This window comes from Streptomyces hyaluromycini, assembly GCF_002217755.1.
GTDB classification, from domain to species: domain Bacteria; phylum Actinomycetota; class Actinomycetes; order Streptomycetales; family Streptomycetaceae; genus Streptomyces; species Streptomyces hyaluromycini.
In genome coordinates, this window is sequence record NZ_BCFL01000016.1 from 561,673 (window position 1) to 577,968 (window position 16,296).

The following is a 16,296-nucleotide window of genomic DNA, read 5'->3' on the forward strand; positions in this document are numbered from 1 at the left end:
CCGGCACCACGCGGGAGTGCCCTCGCTTAGCCAGGCGCGCGCCGGCACAAGGAGCTGACAGCACGTCCGCGGACGCGCGACACTGCACGTCGTATCCCTGTCTGCGCCAGCTCTTCGCGTGTGCCGGTGACCACGTGATCCTTCCTTGCCGCGGCTTGATCAGGCGGAGGCCCCCTACCTGGTCTGTCATGTCCGTGGCACACCTATGATTGGCTGACTTCGGGGGTTCGAGGGGGAGTTGATGATGGTGCGACGGAGATCGCTCGCTTTCGTCGGGGTGGCCGCGCTGGTGCCGTTGGTTGTCTCCGCCGCTTCCGCGCGGGCGGCGTCGGGGTCGCTGACCGTCACCACGCTGGGGCGGCACGGTGGGAAGGTCTCGACGACGGTCACCGTCGTCGCGGTGTCGTCCGGTCAGACGTACAGCGTCAAGTCCGGCAAACGGCTCAGCCTGCCGTCGGGGCGCTACATCGCGATGACCGACATCTACGAGAGCGCCACGGAGGGGCTGGGCACCGACACCATCGGCGCCCAGGTCGTACAGGTGTCGGGCAGCAAGTCGGTGACGCTCGACGCGCGCAAGGGCAAGGCCGTCAAGGTCTCGCTCGACACGCCCGCCGACGTGACCGGCCCGGCGCGGATCAGCGCGCAGGTGTGCGCAGCCGGTGTCGGCGACATGCCTTCCGCCTACAGCGCGGGCGGCTGGAACGACGAGGGGGCCCTCTACGCCATCCCGAACTCCTCCAAGCTGCTGCAGTTCGGGTACCTGGCGCAGTGGTCGGGCGACGACAGCTACGTCGCCGTGAAGAACAGCACCGGCATTCCGACCTCGCCCGGTGGGTCGTTCAAGCGGTCGAAGCTGGCGACGGTGCGCTTCTCGGTACGCAGCGGTACGCAGATGGGCCGTCAGACCGGCACCGCGGTCCAGGCGGTGCCGAAGGTCGACGACTGCACGACCGACCTGATGGCCGACGTCCGCGACGACGACGCACCGTACAGCGCCACCGTCCATGTGACTCCCGGGACCTGGCAGCCGCGCGACAACATCACCGCGAGCGACGGCGAAGGTGTCAGCGGCGGATTCCCGAAGGTCAGGACGCTGACGGCGGGACAGAGTGTCACCCAGTCCTTCGGCCGGGCCGTGTGGAGTCCACTGCACTACCTGCCGATGCTCGGGGACAAGTCCGTCACCTTCATTCCGGACGCCCTGATCGGCGACCCCGACGTCGGCACCAGCGGGGCCGACCCGACGAAGGAGACGGTGGTGCTCTCCAAGGGAAGCACCACCATCAAGAAGAAGACCCTGACCAACTGGGGTACCGGCGACGCCGAGTTCTCCGGTGCCGTCCGCTCGGCCGGCTGGTACCGGCTGACCGTCGACGCCCGTCGCTACCGGCCGGGGATCACCTTCCCCACCGGCATGCTGTCGCCGCGCGCCACCCTCGACTGGTACTTCAAGGCCGACCCGGACAAGTCGTTGGTCGCACCCGTCTTCCTGACCCGGTTCCTGCCCACCGGGCTGAACAGCCACAACCAGGCCGCACCGGACAGCACCACGACCGTCGACGTCAGTGCCGGGCACGGCTCCCAGGGCCCCGACCTGAAGCTCACCAAGGTGACCGCCAAGTCCGTCCGGGTCTGGTCGTCCGCCGACGGCGGCAAGACCTGGAAGTCGGCGACCGTCAAGCACTCCGGCACGACCTGGCAGGCCGCCGTCCACAACCCGGCCTCCGGCGCCGTCGCCCTGCGCTCCGAGGTGACGGACGCCGCCGGGGACCGTTCGGTGGAGACGGTGTACCGGGCATACGCCATCGGATGAGGACGCCCTAGCCGTCATGCCCTAGCCGTCACGCCGTAGCCGTCACGCCGGGGTCGGGGCCTTGGCGGTGGGCGGCTGGTGGCGGGACCGCTGCCGGGTTCGCGGCGCCACCAGCGTGGCCGCGTCGGCCGCATCGGACCGCCGCCCGGCGCGAACGGTCACTTGCCGGGCGAGTCCCCGCGGGGCGCGACGATGTCCAGGACGGCCATCATCCCCATGTCCTCGTGGTTGAGGATGTGGCAGTGCACCACGGTCTTCCCGGTGAAGTCGGTGTAGTGCATGCGGATGACCGCCTTGCCGCGCACGGGCACGTCGATGGTGTCGTACCAGCCGTGGGCAGGGTCCTGGGGCTTCCCGTCGATGCTCATCAGCTGGAAGTCGTTGGTGTGGATGTGGAAGGAGTGGATCTCGTCGGAGTCGTTGCGGATGGTCCACTCCTCGACGGTGTCGAGGGTGCCGGTGAAGTCGATCCGGTGCGGGTCGTACAGCCGGCCGTTGATGTAGAACTTCGTGCCCGCCTTGTTCTCCGTGAGGACGACGGTCCTGCGGGCCGCGATCCTCGCGTTGCTCAGGTCCTCGTGCGGGGCGATGCCGGTCGGCAGGACGGCGCGGCGCACGGGCGTGCCGCCGGTGACGACGGTGGCGAGGTCGGCCCGGGGGAACTTGTTTCCGGCCGGGCCGGTGTCGTACTTGAGGGTCTCCAGGCGCGTGGTGCCGGGCCTGCCGCCCTGGACCAGGACGTCGAACCGCGCCCCGGCCGCGATCACGAGCGTGTCCCGGTCGTACGCCTTGCGGACGGGGATGCCGTCCTGGGCGATCACACGGAAGCGGAAGCCGGGGAGGTGCAGCTTGTAGTAGATGTTGGCGCCGATGTTGGCGAGCCGCCAGAGCTGGGTCTCCCCCGGCCTGATGTCGATCACCGGGTTCTGCCGGCCGTTGACGGTGCGGTTCGTGGGCGCCCCGATCTTGAGGGGGTGCGTCTTGATCGAGTCGCCTTCGACCTGGAAGTCCTTGAACGCGATGGTGTGTTCGGTGATGCCCCGCAGGGACGGGGGCAGGTGCTGCTGGAGGCCCTCGACGATGATGACCCCCGACTCGCCGCCGGCGACCTGCTGCGCGGACATCATGTCCGCGTGCGAGTGGTACCAGAACGTGCCGGTCGGATGGTTGAACGGCAACCGGTACGAGTAGTGGTACGACTGGTTGTACTTGAGGGCGATGAAGACGTCGTCGGAGGGGCTGCGCGGGGAGACGTGCAGACCGTGCGTGTGCACGTTGGTGTCGTCGGCGATTCGGTTGGTCATGGTCAGGTCGATGCGGTCGCCGGGCCGTACGCGCAGTGTGGGCGGCATGTACGCCCCGTTGTAGGTGGTGGCGTACAGGTGCCGGTCGCCGACCTGCACCTTGCGGCGTTCCACCACGATGGCCGCCTTGAGGAGGCCGTCGTGGCTGACCAGTTCCGGCGGGTCCTGCAGCCGTGGTCCGGCCGCGGGGCGGTGGCCGGCCTCCGGCGCGGGCTGCCGGGTGCCGATGGGGTCTCCGGCAGGTGTCAGGTCCCCGCAGCCGGCCAGCCAGCCGGTGGCGAGGAGCAGGCCGGCGACCGGCAGGGCCGGCGAGGAACGCATGCGGGACCGGGTCACATCTCTCCCAGAAGAACCGAGCGACCGGACGGCGGTGCCACGCCCGGCGGGGCCGGGATGTACGGCCGGAATGCAGGAGAAATGTAGGAGGGGCGGGCCGGCCGTTCGGCGTGCCACGCGCACGCGGCGGCGGCAACCACTCCGGTCGGCCGGGCTTCCACACGGATGGCGGCAGTCCCGCTGCTCAGATGTTCAGATGCTCAGTGCGATCGCGGCACCGATGCCGCCCAGACCGAGCGCGACGGCGGCGGCGGGCCAGCCGTCCGAACGCCAGGGGAAGAACCGGTCGACGGACAGCCGGCCCGGGCCGATGGCGGCGAGGGCGAAGGCGACGACGCAGATGGCGACGCTGTACTCGACTCCGCCGTTCTGGATCCACAGGCCGTGCGCGCCGCTCACGGTCGCCATGGCGTTGATCATCACGCCGATGACGGCGGCGGCCGCTAGCGGAGTGAACAGGCCGACGGCCAGACCGAGGCCTCCGGCGAGTTCGGAGAGGCCTCCGATCACGGCGAAGAGCTTGCCGGGGTGGTAGCCGAGGGTGTCGAAGCTTCTGCCGGTCGCCGCCAGGCCCGGCCCGCCGAAGATGCCGAACAGCTTCTGCGCACCGTGACCGGCGATCAGCAGCCCGAAGGTCAGCCTGATCAGCAGCAGCCCGCACTCGGCGGCGGACAGCCGGGCAACCGGACCGGCGGCGTGCGTCCCGCCCGGCGGGCCCGAGGCGGTCCTGGGCTGATCGGGGGGCCTGCGGCGCTCCGCGGCGGGGGCGACGGGGGCCGCAGGGGCGCGTAGCTGGGTCAGTGACAGGAGATGGGTTCTGCCGAAGGGGTGGAAATGCAGTGCACGCATGACAATGCCTTCACAGGTGGGGACAAGCCGGTCTGCCCGCCCTGCGGCGGGCCCTCCCCCACCACCCAGCATTGCGCCATCACGTCGTCATAACCAATGACATGTTGAAATATGCACTATTTCGATCGGCGATAACCGGCCCGGCCGAGGGGACACGGCGCAGCCCGGTGACGCGACCGCCCGGGGGCACGACCGCCCAGGGCGCCGCGACGAGGATCCGAACGACACCGAAGGGGCAACCACGGTGACGGATCGTCAGGCGGATGGAGGCGCGCACCGGATACATGCCCGTGCACCACCGGCCGGGGCCTCTCACGCGGAGCGTTTGCGAGCCGACGCCGTCTTTTTGGCCGACGTCTTTTTGGCCGACGTCTTCTTGGCCGCCGCCCTCTTCTCCTCCGATGTCTTCGCCGTCGACTTCCTGGCCGCGGACTTCTTGGCCGTGGACTCCTCCGCCACAGACTTCGCGGTGGTCGTCTTCACCGCCGTCGCCCTCTTCGGCGAGGTCGCCGCCTTCGTCGCCGTCCTCGTCGCCGTCCTCGTCGCCGTCGCCGTCGCCGTCCTCGTCGCCGTCCTCGTCGCCGCCTTCGTCGCCGTCCTCGTCGCCGTCGTCGTCGCCGTCCTCGTCGCCGCCTGCTTCCTGGCCGCCGTCTCCTTCGCAGCCGCCCCCGGCCTCTTGCCGCTCGTGCTCGGCAGCGGCGTGACCTCCGCGCCCTCCACGCCCTCCACGCCCTCCACGCCCTCCCCCCTCGACTCCTTCGCCGCCCGCACGCTCTTCTCCAGGGCCGCCATCAGGTCGAGGACCTTGCCGCCCGGCGCCGGCCCGGGGGCCTCCGGCGGGGTCTCGCCGGCCGCCTTCGCGGCGACGACCTCCTCCAGGGCCTCCCGGTACTCGTCGTGCAGGTCCTCCAGGTCGACCTCGCCCAGGGTGTCCATCAGGGCGTCCGCGAGGTCGAGTTCCTTGTCGCGGACGGTGACGTCGGCGTCGGGGGCGACACCCTCGGGAGCGCGCACCTCGTCCGGCCAGAGCAGGCCGTGCATGGCGATGGCGTCGCCCACCACCCGGAGCATGCCGAGGCGTTCGCGGCCGCGCAGCGCGTACTTCGCGATGGCCACCTTGCGGCTGCGCTTCAGGGCCTCCCGCAGGAGGATGTACGGCTTCGCCGCGGGGGCGCCCGAGGCCGCCAGGTAGTACGCCGCGTCCATCTGGAGCGGATCGATCCGGTCGGCGGGGACGAACGCGACGATCTCGATCGTGCGGGCGGTGGGGATGGGCAGGTGGGACAGGTCGTCGTCGGTGATCGGGACGATCGTGCCGTCGGCGTCCTCGTATCCCTTGCCGATCTCCGACTGGGTGACCTCACGGTCCTCCAGCTCGCAGAACTTGCGGTAGCGGATGCGGCCGTTGTCCTCGGTGTGGACCTGGCGGAAGGAGATCGAGTGGCTCTCCGTGGCGTTCACCAGCTTGATCGGGATGCTGACGAGCCCGAAGGAGATCGCGCCGTTCCAGATGGATCGCACGTGCGGCTTCCCTCCGTCCAGGGTGTACACCTTTGTGTGAGATTGTCATCGTATGACGCCGATCACGGAGGTGGACGGGCGAAGGGTCGCGCTCAGCAACCTGGAGAAGGTGCTCTATCCGGCGACCGGGTTCACCAAGGGCGAGCTGCTGCACTACTACGCGACGACGTCCGGGGTCCTGCTGCCGCATCTGCGGGACCGGCCGGTGTCCTTCCTGCGGTACCCGGACGGTCCTGAAGGCCAGGTGTTCTTCACCAAGAACGTGCCGCCGGGTACGCCCGAGTGGGTCACGACCGCCGAGGTGCCGCGGTCGGATGGGGCGGCCCGGATGGTGCTGGTGCAGGACCTCGCGAGTCTGATCTGGGCGGCGAACCTGGTCACCGAGTTCCACACGCACCAGTGGCTGGTGCGGACACCGGACGAGGCCGACCGGATCGTCCTCGACCTGGACCCCGGCGCCCCGGCGACGGTGGTGCAGTGCTGCGAGGTCGCGCTCTGGCTCCGGGAGCGGCTGGCGGCGGACGGGATCGAGGCGTATGCCAAGACGGCCGGTTCGAAGGGGCTGCATCTGCTGGCGGCGGTGCGGGGGGCGTCCAGCGAGCGGGTGAGCGAGTACGCGAAGGAGCTGGCCGTGGCGGCGGAGCGGGCGATGCCGCGGCTGGTGGTGCACCGGATGACGCGGAGTCTGCGGCCGGGGAAGGTGTTCGTGGACTGGAGCCAGAACGCGGCACGGAAGACGACGGCCACGCCGTACACGCTGCGGGCACGGCGGGAGCCGACGGTGTCGGCGCCGGTGACGTGGCAGGAGGTCGCGGAGTGCCGGGCCGCGGGCCAGCTGGCGTTCCGGGCGGGGGACATCATGCCGCGCGTCCAGGACCACGGGGACCTGCTGGCCCCGCTGCTGGACGCGGAGCGCGCGGCGGCACTGCCCTGAGGGGCCGTCGCCCTGCGGAGCCCTACACCCTCGCCCACGTGTTGCGGTCCCTCGCCATGGCGTGCAGGGCCTCCACGTCCGCCGGCTTGAGGACGCCGCCCAGGCGGGACAGGCTGTCCAGGTCCCGGTCGCGGAGGATGTGGACCTCGCGCGGCGGGGCCGTCAGCCTGACGTCCGCCGGCTCGATCAGGGCCAGGACCGGACGGACCTCCGCCGTGAGGGCGTACGAGGCCCGGTCGGCGTCCGCCCGCAGGCGGCGCAGGAGAGGCTGGGGGTCACGGCGCCCCAGCGTGATCATCGGGTCGGCGACCAGGACCTTCTGCTTGCGGGCGTAGAGGGAGTACACGCAGAACAGGCCGCCGGGCCCGATCAGCAGGTGGTGCAGGCGGTCGCCGCCGGGCAGCGGGACGGAGTGCAGGGCGTGCCAGCCGGCTCCGTCCAACTGGTCCAGCGCGTCGCCGACGGTCTGTTCCGCGGTCAGGGAACGGCGGCGCGGGTCGGGGCGCAGACGGTGGGCCGGACCGGGGTCCCGGTCGAGCGCGACCAGCAGCGCCTCGCCGGGGCGGTTGGGCGCCAGGTCGTCGTCGGGATGCAGGGTCAGCCGCGCCAGTTCCGCGGGGGTCGGCACGGGTGGCGGCCCGATCGTGACCGAGCCGGTCAGGAACGGCCTCAGGGTCTCCAGTACGTCGTCCCGCCGCTCCTCGCTGAGCAGGTTGACCCGGCCCGCCTCACGGTCGTACCAGGCGATGTTCCTTCCGTCCGTGAGGCATACGTACAGTCGCTCCTGACCGTGCCGCCAGGTCGGCACGACGCGCAGTCCGCTCATTGCGTCATCACCCCTCGACCATGGGAACAGGCGGGGTGCTCCAGGGGCAAGAACCCCGCTACCTTTGACAGGGGTTGGCGCGCGCAGCGGGGAGGCGCCGGGTGCGGATCCGTGGGGAGCAGTACGACGTGCCGGCTCCGGACAGTCCCTGGAGCGAGGTGCTGCCCGGGCTGTGGATGGGCGGTCACGAGTTCCGGGGGCCTTCGGGGCGGCTGGAGCCCGCCGTGGTGCGGGACGAGTTCGACCTGGTGCAGAGTCTGCTGCGGCTGCCCGGGCACGGTCCGGACGCCGGGATCGAGCACCATGTGTGGCCGATACCGGACGGGCCGCTGGACGGCACCCAGCTGGCGGGGGTGATGCGCCTCGCGCTGGCGGCCAGCGAGGCCCTGGACACGGGGCGGTCGGTGCTGGTGCGCTGCTACAGCGGGTACAACCGGTCCGGGCTCGTGGTCGCGCAGGCGCTGGTGCACCAGGGGCGTACGACGGAGGAGGCGATCCGGCTGGTGCGGGCCCGGCGCTCGCCCTGGGCGCTGCACAACGAACTGTTCGTGGCCTATCTGCGGGCCGGTCTGTCCACCGCCCGGCTCCTGGAGGAGCTCGCCGAGTAGCCTCTCCCCTGCACCGGCCCCTGCACCGCCCCCGAGGTGCAAAAAGGACTTCCCTACGAATCCACGAATAGGGTGTACGGGGCCGTCCCCCGCCCACCGACCCCGCCGAGCCAGGAGCAGCGTGCCAGCCCGTCGTCCCGTCCGTGCCGCCGTGACCGCGGCCGCCGTCGCGCTGCTGACGGTGACCGCGGCCGGCTGCGGCGACTCCGGCGGGCTGCGCGCGGCAGGGGCGGCCCCGACCGCGATCAGCCCCGCGAAGCTCTGGCCCGACCTGCGGCCGGCGTCCAGCCCGGCCTGGCCCTACGACGAGGGCAGCACGGAGACCGTCAAGGGGATCACGGTTCCCGGCGACGACATCCGCGGGGTGGATCCGGTGGCCGTCGTACGGGCGGAGATCGCCTCGGATCCGGCGGACTACGGGGCCACGGGGGCGTACCACGAGACCGCGGACCGGATGAAGGAGTGCTCGGCGGGCGGCGGCGGGGCGCGGTGTCCGCTGCTGAAGCCGTACTACCGGGACCTCACCGGGGACGGGCGGGACGAGCTCACGCTCGGCTTCCGGCTGTATCCGACGAACCAGACCGCGCTGCGTGTGTACACCGTCGCGAAGCACCGGCTGGTGCAGGTCCTCGACGACAACGACGCGATCATCGGCGTGGAGCTGGCCGGGCGGACGGTGATCGTGCGGTCGCCGGCCGGGATCAGCGGGTACGAGTACCGGACGACCTGGGCGTGGGACCCGGAGCGCAAGGCGATGGTGTTCTCCCGGGACGAGTTCCTGCGCACCGGCAAGGGCCGGCACACCCACACCCCGGTGCCGTCGGCATCGGCATCGGCATCGGCATCGGCTTCGGCGGGCGCGCGATGAGGCTCCCGCACTGGGCCGGGACGCTCGCGGCGAAGTCGGCGGCGTTCATCACGGTGATGTGCTGTGCGCTGGCCGCGCTGCTCGGCGTCCTGGTGCATGTGTCGGTGACCGACCAGACCGTCGCACAGGCCCGCGATCAGGCGCTGGCCCGGCTGGCGGAGGCGACGACCGCCTACGAGGCGGGCGACGCGCTGCCGCGGGGCGCCCGCGTCGACCCGCGCGGGCTGCCGCCGCGGCTGCGGGCGCTGGCGCTGACCGGGGAGCGCGGCACGATGGTCGCCCGGGACGAGGACGACGGTCATCCCGTGATGTGGGCGGCGGGCCCGGCCGACCGGAACCGGTCGCTCGCGGTGGCCGTCGACTACTCCCAGCAGGCCAGCACCATCGCCGGCCTGGACCGCTCCATCCTCTGGTCGTCGGCGCTCGCCATCGGGGCGACCCTGCTGGTCGGCGCGTTCGCGGTGACCCGGGTGACCCGGCGGCTGCACGGCACCGCCCAGGTGGCCCGGCGGATCAGCGCCGGGGACCTGGACGCCCGTGTGCACGACCCCCGGACCAAGGACCCGACCCGCCCGCAGGACGAGGTGGCCGCGGTCGCCGCCGCGCTGGACGGGATGGCCGCGTCGCTGCAGAGCAAGCTGCTGAGCGAGCAGCGGTTCACGGCCGACGTGGCGCACGAGCTGCGGACGCCGCTGACGGGGCTGCACGCGGCGGCGGAACTGCTGCCTCCGGGGCGGCCGACGGAACTGGTGCGGGACCGGGTGGCCGCGCTGCGCACGCTCACCGAGGACCTGCTGGAGATCTCCCGCCTCGACGCGGGCCGGGAGCGGCTGGAGACCGACGCGGAGGCGCTGGGCACGCTGGCCGAGCGGGTGGTGCGGGCGTCCGGGACGGAGACCGAGGTGAAGGTCGTACGGGACGTGTGGGTGGAGACCGACCGGCGGCGGCTGGAGCGGGTGCTGGGGAACCTGATCGCCAACGCGCACCGGCACGGGCGGGGGCCCGTGGTGCTGACGGTGGAGGGGAAGGAGGTCACCGTGCGGGACCACGGGGCCGGCTATCCCGAGTACCTGGTGGCACACGGCCCGCAGCGGTTCCGGACGGAGGGCGGGACCAAGGGGCACGGGCTGGGGCTGACGATCGCGGTGGGGCAGGCGGAGGTGCTGGGGGCGCGGCTGTCGTTCGCGAACGCGATCGATGGCGGGGCGGTGGCGACGCTGACGCTCCCGTAGGGGGATGCGGGTGGTGCGCGCGGCCGCGGGTGGTGTGTGGCTGGTCGCGCAGTTCCCCGCGCCCCTAAAGGGGCTTTTAGGGGCGCGGGGCTGCATTGGATATGCGGCTACCGCCGCGTGGGCGCGAGCAACCCCCACCGGCCGGCACATGCACCACTCTCCGTCACTCCCCCTTCGGCTCAACGCAAAAGGCGCCCAACTCACACCCCTCCTAACGTGGCGAATAGTCAGGTTCCCCTATCCACCTGCACCCCGTCCCGTTCGGAGACCCCCATGCCCCTGCGCTCCACGCTCACCCGCGGCTTCGCGATAGCCGCCCTCGTCACCCTCTGCGGCACCTCGCCCGCCCTCGCCGACGACGGCTGGGACAGTGCCGACCCGGGGACCGGCCAGTACGGCGACCCCCACGACCCCGACCACCTCGACGGCGTCGGCAACACCGGCAACACCGCCGGCGCCGACGACTTCCTCGGCCCCGGCGGCACCGACGACCCAGGGGGCAACGCCCCCGCCCGCTACCGGGGCGTCGTCACCGCACGGGACGGCGTCTGGCTGCGCGACCAGCCGGAGCGGGGCAGCCGGCGGGTCCGGTTCGTCGCGAACGGCGAGGAGGTCTCCATCTACTGCCGGGCCACCGGCGACCCCGTCGACGGCGACCGCGTCTGGTACCTGCTCACCGACGGCACCTGGGCCTGGGGCCCCGCCCGCGACATCGACACCCTCGGGCGCACGCCACGCTGGTGCTGACCAGCAAGACCCGCAACTCACGCTATTTGGGTAAGTTCCGGACATGACCAAGGCCGGAACCACCCTGGCGGCGACCGCGACCCCCACCTACGCCGTACGCCTCCCCCGGCGCCGTGGCATCGAACTCGCCCTGATCGTGCTGGCCGTCCTGCTCTCCGTGTACGGCTACTGCGCGGTCGGCCTGGCAAAGACCGGCACCGTCCCGCCCGGCGCCGCCGGTTACGGCGCCGGCCTCGGGGTGCTCGCGCTCGTCGCCCACCTCGCCGTACGCCTGCGTGCCCCGTACGCCGACCCGCTGCCCCTGCCGATCGGCGTGCTGCTCAACGGAATCGGCCTGGTCCTGATCTACCGGCTGGACCTGCAGACCCCCGGCGACCGGGCGGCCCCCGCCCAACTCGTCTGGTCCACCCTGGGCGTCGGCCTCTTCATCCTGGTCGTGCTGATGCTCCGCGACCACCGCGTGCTCCAGCGCTACGCGTACGTCTGCGTCGCCGCCGCGCTCGTCCTGCTGCTCCTGCCGATCCTCTTCCCGGCCGTCAACGGGGCCCGGATCTGGATCCGGTTCGCCGGATTCTCCATCCAGCCCGGCGAGTTCGCGAAGGTGCTGCTCGCGGTGTTCTTCGCCGCGTACCTCGCCGCCAACCGCAACGCGCTCGCCTACGCCGGCCGCCGGCTGTGGTTCATGCAGTTCCCGACGGGCCGGGTGCTCGGCCCGATCGTCACCATCTGGCTGGTGAGCGTCGGCGTCCTGATCCTCGAACGCGACCTCGGCACCTCACTCCTCTTCTTCGGCCTCTTCGTCGTGATGCTGTACGTGGCCACCGGGCGCACCGGCTGGATCGCCGTCGGCCTGCTGCTCGCCGTGTTCGGCGCGCTCGCCGTCGGCCGTCTGGAGCCGCATGTGCACGGCCGTATCGAGGACTGGCTGCACCCCTTCGCCTCGATCGACGCGGGCCAGGGGCCGAACCAACTCGCCCAGTCGCTCTTCGCGTTCGCGGCCGGCGGGGTCCTCGGCACCGGACTGGGCCTCGGCCACTCCGTCCTCATCGGCTTCGCCGCCAAGTCGGACTTCATCCTGGCCACGGCGGGCGAGGAACTCGGTCTCGCCGGACTCTCCGCGATCTTCCTCCTCTACGGTCTGCTCGTGGAGCGCGGCTACCGGGCCGGTCTCGCCCTGCGCGACCCCTTCGGCCGGCTTCTCGCGGTCGGGCTCGCCTCGATCCTGGCCCTCCAGGTGTTCGTGATCGCGGGCGGCGTGACCGGGCTGATCCCGCTGACCGGCATGGCGATGCCGTTCCTCGCCCAGGGCGGCTCCTCGGTCGTCACCAACTGGGCGATCGTGGCCCTGCTGATCCGGGTGAGCGACTCGGCCCGCCGCCACTACGACGGACAGGTGGCCCCATGACCACCGGGTACGGCCGCCGACGGGGCGGCATGGCCAGGTACGTCCGGCGGGCCCGCGCCCTCTGCGCCCTGCTGCTGTTCGCCCTCCTCGTCAACGCGGCCCGTGTCCAGGTGGTCCTGGCGCGCAGTTACGACGACAACCCCGCCAACCGCCGTAACTCCATCGCCCGTTACGGCCTCCCCCGCGGCGACATCCTGGTCGGCGGTGTGCCGGTCACCGGCTCCCGGGACAGCGGGGAGCAGCTGCGCTACGAACGCACGTATCCGCAGGGCCCGTTGTACGCCCCGGTCACCGGCTTCGCCTCCCAGCTGTACGGCACGACGTTCCTGGAGCACGCCGAGGACGGAGTGCTCTCCGGGACCGACCCGATGCTGGCGCCGTTCCCGCTGTGGAACGACACGGGCCGGGCGGTGAACCCGGGCGGGAACGTCGTCACGACCCTGAACCGGTACGCCCAGGAGGCCGCCTACCGGGGGCTCGGCTCGCGCAAGGGCGCGGTGGCCGCGATCGAACCGGCGACCGGCCGGATCCTCGCCCTGGTCTCCACCCCGTCGTACGACCCCTCCCAGCTGTCCGGCAACGGCGCGGCGGTGACCGCGGCCTGGTCGCGGCTGAACGGCGACCCGGAGAAGCCGATGCTCAACCGGGCGGTACGGCAGACGTATCCGCCGGGCTCGACCTTCAAGGTGGTGACGGCGGCCGCCGCCCTCGACGCGGGCGTGGTCACCGACCTGGACGCGCCGACCGACTCCCCCGACCCCTACCGGCTGCCGGGCACCACGACCCGGCTGACCAACGAGGGCGACGGCTGCGCGGACGCCTCGCTGCGGGCGGCCTTCGAGTGGTCCTGCAACACGGTCTTCGCGAAGCTGGGCGTGGACGTGGGGGCGGCGGACATGACGGCGACGGCGGAGGCGTTCGGCTTCAACGACACCCGGCTGCGCATCCCGTTCACCGCCGCGCCGAGCACCTTCGACACGAGCGTGGACAAGGCGCAGCTGGCCCTGTCCTCGATCGGGCAGTACAACACCCGGGCCACGCCGCTGCAGATGGCGATGGTCGCGGCGGCGGTGGCGGACGGGGGGCTCGCGCATCCGCCGTATCTGGTGGAGCGGACCGTGCGGCGGACCGGTGAGACGGTGGGCACGGGCGGTGCGGGGCAGGTGCGGCAGGTGATGAGTCCCGCGACGGCCGTGCGGATGAAGGAACTCATGGTCGACGTGGTCCGGGAGGGCACCGGCACGAACGCGGCGATCCGCGGTGCCACGGTCGGCGGCAAGACCGGCACCGCGCAGCACGGCCTCGGCAACTCCGGGGTGCCGTACGCCTGGTTCGTGTCCTGGGCGCAGGCGGACGACGACCTGGAGCCGAAGGTCGCGGTGGCGGTGGTGGTCGAGGACGCGGCGGCCGAACGCTCGGACATCAGCGGGGGCGGGGACGCGGCGCCGATCGCCCGGGCGGTGATGCGGGCGGTGCTCGGCTTCTGAGGGGTCCGGTACCGGGGTAGACGCGGAGTCAACAAGTCGCGCGCGAGGGATTGACCGGCTTGCTGACAGGCGGTCTCATAAGAGCGGACGACGACATACCCCCGGGTAACGAGGTGAGGGAGCCATGACGACCCTGACGGAAGCCGACGCGGTCGACGGACTGCGGGACGCGCTCGGCCTGCTCAAGGACCGCGAGCAGGTGGCCGAACGGCTGCTCGTCTCCTCCGCGAAGCACTCCTTCGACCCGGACAAGGAGCTGGACTGGGACGCGCCCTTCGAGGAGGGCAAGTGGTTCTGGCCGCCGGAGCTGGTGTCGCTGTACGGCACGCCGATGTGGCAGCGGATGTCCGAGGAACAGCGGATCCTGCTCTCCCAGCACGAGGCCGCCGCACTGGCCTCGCTGGGCATCTGGTTCGAGCTGATCCTGATGCAGCTGCTGGTCCGGCACATCTACGACAAGGCGGCGACGAGTGCGCATGTGCGCTACGCGCTGACCGAGATCGAGGACGAGTGCCGGCACTCGAAGATGTTCGCGCGGCTGATAGCACGCGGTGACGCGCCCTGGTACCCGGTGAGCCGGGCCCACCAGAACCTGGGCCGCCTCTTCAAGACGATCTCCACGACCCCCGGCTCCTTCACGGCCACTCTGCTGGGCGAGGAGGTCCTGGACTGGATGCAGCGGCTGACCTTCCCCGACGAGCGGGTCCAGCCGCTGGTCCGCGGGGTCACCCGGATCCATGTGGTCGAGGAGGCCCGGCATGTGCGGTACGCCCGCGAGGAGCTGCGCCGGCAGATGGTGACGGCGCCGCGGTGGTCGCAGGAGTTCACGCGGGTCACCTCCGGTGAGTTCGCGCGGGTGTTCTCGGTCGCCTTCGTCAATCCGGAGGTCTACACGAACGTGGGGCTGGACCGGCGGGAGGCCGTGGCGCAGGTGCGGGCCAGCGGGCATCGGCGGGAGGTCATGCAGACGGGCGCGAAGCGGCTGACCGACTTTCTGGATGACATCGGGGTTCTCCGGGGGGCGGGGCGGCGGTTGTGGAAGAGCTCGGGGCTGCTGGCTTGAGTTTCGGGTGCGGGCCGGTGGGGGCTTGTCGCGCCCACGCGGCGGAGCCGCATATCGGATACAGCCCCGCGCCCCTTGGTAGGTGTCCGCGTCGCATGTCGATACAGCCCCGCGCCCCTAGGTAGAAGTCGGCGCCGTCGGCGGCAGAGTTCCGAAGCTTTCGTCCGGGCCCTCTGTCGCCGTCTTCGGGATCGTCGGGGGCGTGTAGTGAGCCAGGGGCTGGGCCTTGGAGTCAGGCCGTACCGCGCCCAGGATCGGGTTGGCGGCGATCGGGGAGACCTTGATCTTCGCGCCGGGGCGGGGGGCCTGGACCACCTTGCCGTCGCCGAGGTAGAGGGCGACGTGGGTGGCCTCGGGGAAGTAGACGACCAGGTCGCCGGGGCGGAGGCTGTCCAGGGGGACGTGGGGCAGGTCGGCCCACTGCTCCTGGCTGGTCCTCGGGATGGGCGTACCGGCGTGGTCCCAGGCCTGCGAGGTCAGGCCCGAGCAGTCGTACGACGCCGGGCCCGCCGCTCCCCACTGGTACGGCTTCCCCAGCTGCTGCACCGCGTAGCGCACCGCGCGGTCGCCTTCCGGGGAGGGGGGCGGCGTGGTGGTGCCCAGGGCGCCGGACGTGGTGAGGCTCCGCTGGGCGTCCGCCGTCTCGGTCCGCTCCAGGTCCGCCAGGGCGGTGAGCTGGCCGGGGGTGAGGGCGGCCAGCATGCGCTCCACGTCGGAGAGGCGGGCCCGTACCTCGTCACGCTGCTTCTTCTGCTGCTCGGCGAGGGCGAGCCGGGTGTCGAGTGCCTCGCGGGCCCGGCGGGTCAGGGCGGTCTGCCTCCGCTCGTCGTCGGCCAGCCGGCCCACCGTCTTCGCCCGCTCGCGCGCCAGCTCGCCGATGACATGGCCCTCGTCGAGCGCGTGCTGCGGGTCCCGGGCGAGGAGCAGGCGGAGGTACGGGGAGAGCCCGGTGGCGTTCTGGTACTGCTGCCGGGCCAGCCGGCCCGCCTCGTCCTTGCTGCCGTGCAGGGAGAGCCGGGCCTCGGCCAGCTCCCCGTCCAGCCGGGTCACCTCGGTGCGCTGCCGGTTCAGCCGTTCCGCGGCCGCGTTGTAGGTCTCGGTGGCCTGTTCGGCCTGCCGGTACGCCTGCTGAAGGTCCGTCAGCAGCTCGGCGACCGGCCGCCCGGGGTCGGGTGCGGCGAGTGCGGGCAGGGGCGTGAGGACGGCCTGGGCCGCCGCCACCGCGGCCGTACAGGCCAGACGCAGGAACCTTCCTGGCACGTCATCACCTCCAATGCGGGACGGTCTCTCCGTTCCACAT

Annotated in this window: 14 protein-coding genes; 9 read left to right on the forward strand and 5 right to left on the reverse strand. The window is 71.9% G+C overall.

Translation table 11 applies throughout. The features are described from left to right. Window positions 1–244: 244 nt before the first annotated feature. A complete protein-coding gene (locus SSP29_RS02550; protein WP_145968838.1) occupies window positions 245–1,816 on the forward strand; it encodes a hypothetical protein in 1,572 nt (523 codons plus the stop codon). Between the two features lie 158 nt (window positions 1,817–1,974). Here SSP29_RS02550 and SSP29_RS02555 read toward each other — a convergent pair whose 3' ends face one another. The 3 genes from SSP29_RS02555 to ku all read right to left on the reverse strand — a co-directional run bounded on the left by SSP29_RS02555 (window position 1,975) and on the right by ku (window position 5,826). Beyond that, entirely contained in the window at window positions 1,975–3,441 is a 1,467-nt protein-coding gene (locus SSP29_RS02555; RefSeq protein ID WP_150133424.1) for a multicopper oxidase family protein, read from the reverse strand. A 207-nt stretch (window positions 3,442–3,648) separates the two neighbouring features. Next, on the reverse strand, window positions 3,649–4,131 hold the full coding sequence (locus SSP29_RS02560) for a DoxX family protein (RefSeq protein WP_245883030.1): 483 nt from the start codon (window positions 4,129–4,131) through the stop codon (window positions 3,649–3,651). Window positions 4,132–4,617: 486 nt separating this feature from the next. Further along, window positions 4,618–5,826, reverse strand: coding sequence for a non-homologous end joining protein Ku (gene ku / locus SSP29_RS02565; RefSeq protein ID WP_089099773.1), 1,209 nt, complete (start codon window positions 5,824–5,826; stop codon window positions 4,618–4,620). A gap of 52 nt (window positions 5,827–5,878) precedes the next feature. On the opposite strand from ku, the gene ligD reads away from it, so the two are divergent. Then, complete coding sequence (ligD, locus tag SSP29_RS02570) at window positions 5,879–6,760, forward strand: non-homologous end-joining DNA ligase (RefSeq protein WP_089098788.1); 882 nt, start codon at window positions 5,879–5,881, stop codon at window positions 6,758–6,760. Window positions 6,761–6,782: 22 nt separating this feature from the next. Here the strand turns inward: ligD and SSP29_RS02575 are convergent, their stop codons facing one another. Further along, window positions 6,783–7,586: a nuclease-related domain-containing protein gene (locus SSP29_RS02575; RefSeq protein WP_089098789.1), complete on the reverse strand. Its 804-nt coding sequence runs from the start codon at window positions 7,584–7,586 to the stop codon at window positions 6,783–6,785. Window positions 7,587–7,687: 101 nt separating this feature from the next. Between SSP29_RS02575 and SSP29_RS02580 the strand changes: the two genes are divergently transcribed. The 7 genes from SSP29_RS02580 to SSP29_RS02610 all read left to right on the forward strand — a co-directional run bounded on the left by SSP29_RS02580 (window position 7,688) and on the right by SSP29_RS02610 (window position 14,996). Then, entirely contained in the window at window positions 7,688–8,194 is a 507-nt protein-coding gene (locus tag SSP29_RS02580) for a protein-tyrosine phosphatase family protein (RefSeq protein WP_150133427.1), read from the forward strand. Window positions 8,195–8,315: 121 nt separating this feature from the next. After that, a complete protein-coding gene (locus SSP29_RS02585; RefSeq protein WP_089098790.1) occupies window positions 8,316–9,062 on the forward strand; it encodes a hypothetical protein in 747 nt (248 codons plus the stop codon). Beyond that, window positions 9,059–10,294 carry an ATP-binding protein gene (locus tag SSP29_RS02590; RefSeq protein WP_089098791.1) on the forward strand — a complete coding sequence of 412 codons (1,236 nt, stop codon included), beginning with the start codon at window positions 9,059–9,061 and terminating at the stop codon, window positions 10,292–10,294. Before SSP29_RS02585 ends, SSP29_RS02590 begins: the two co-directional genes overlap by 4 nt. Before the next feature lie 273 nt (window positions 10,295–10,567). Continuing rightward, complete coding sequence (locus SSP29_RS02595) at window positions 10,568–11,041, forward strand: SH3 domain-containing protein (protein ID WP_089098792.1); 474 nt, start codon at window positions 10,568–10,570, stop codon at window positions 11,039–11,041. 43 nt (window positions 11,042–11,084) lie between these two features. Beyond that, a complete protein-coding gene (locus SSP29_RS02600) occupies window positions 11,085–12,446 on the forward strand; it encodes an FtsW/RodA/SpoVE family cell cycle protein (RefSeq protein WP_089098793.1) in 1,362 nt (453 codons plus the stop codon). 29 nt (window positions 12,447–12,475) lie between these two features. Then, entirely contained in the window at window positions 12,476–13,933 is a 1,458-nt protein-coding gene (locus SSP29_RS02605) for a penicillin-binding transpeptidase domain-containing protein (RefSeq protein WP_089099775.1), read from the forward strand. A 124-nt stretch (window positions 13,934–14,057) separates the two neighbouring features. After that, window positions 14,058–14,996, forward strand: a complete 939-nt coding sequence (locus tag SSP29_RS02610; protein WP_089098794.1) for an AurF N-oxygenase family protein — start codon at window positions 14,058–14,060, stop codon at window positions 14,994–14,996. A gap of 117 nt (window positions 14,997–15,113) precedes the next feature. On the opposite strand, the gene SSP29_RS02615 is transcribed toward SSP29_RS02610, so the two are convergent. Continuing rightward, window positions 15,114–16,256: a C40 family peptidase gene (locus SSP29_RS02615; RefSeq protein ID WP_089098795.1), complete on the reverse strand. Its 1,143-nt coding sequence runs from the start codon at window positions 16,254–16,256 to the stop codon at window positions 15,114–15,116. Between the last annotated feature and the right edge of the window lie 40 nt (window positions 16,257–16,296).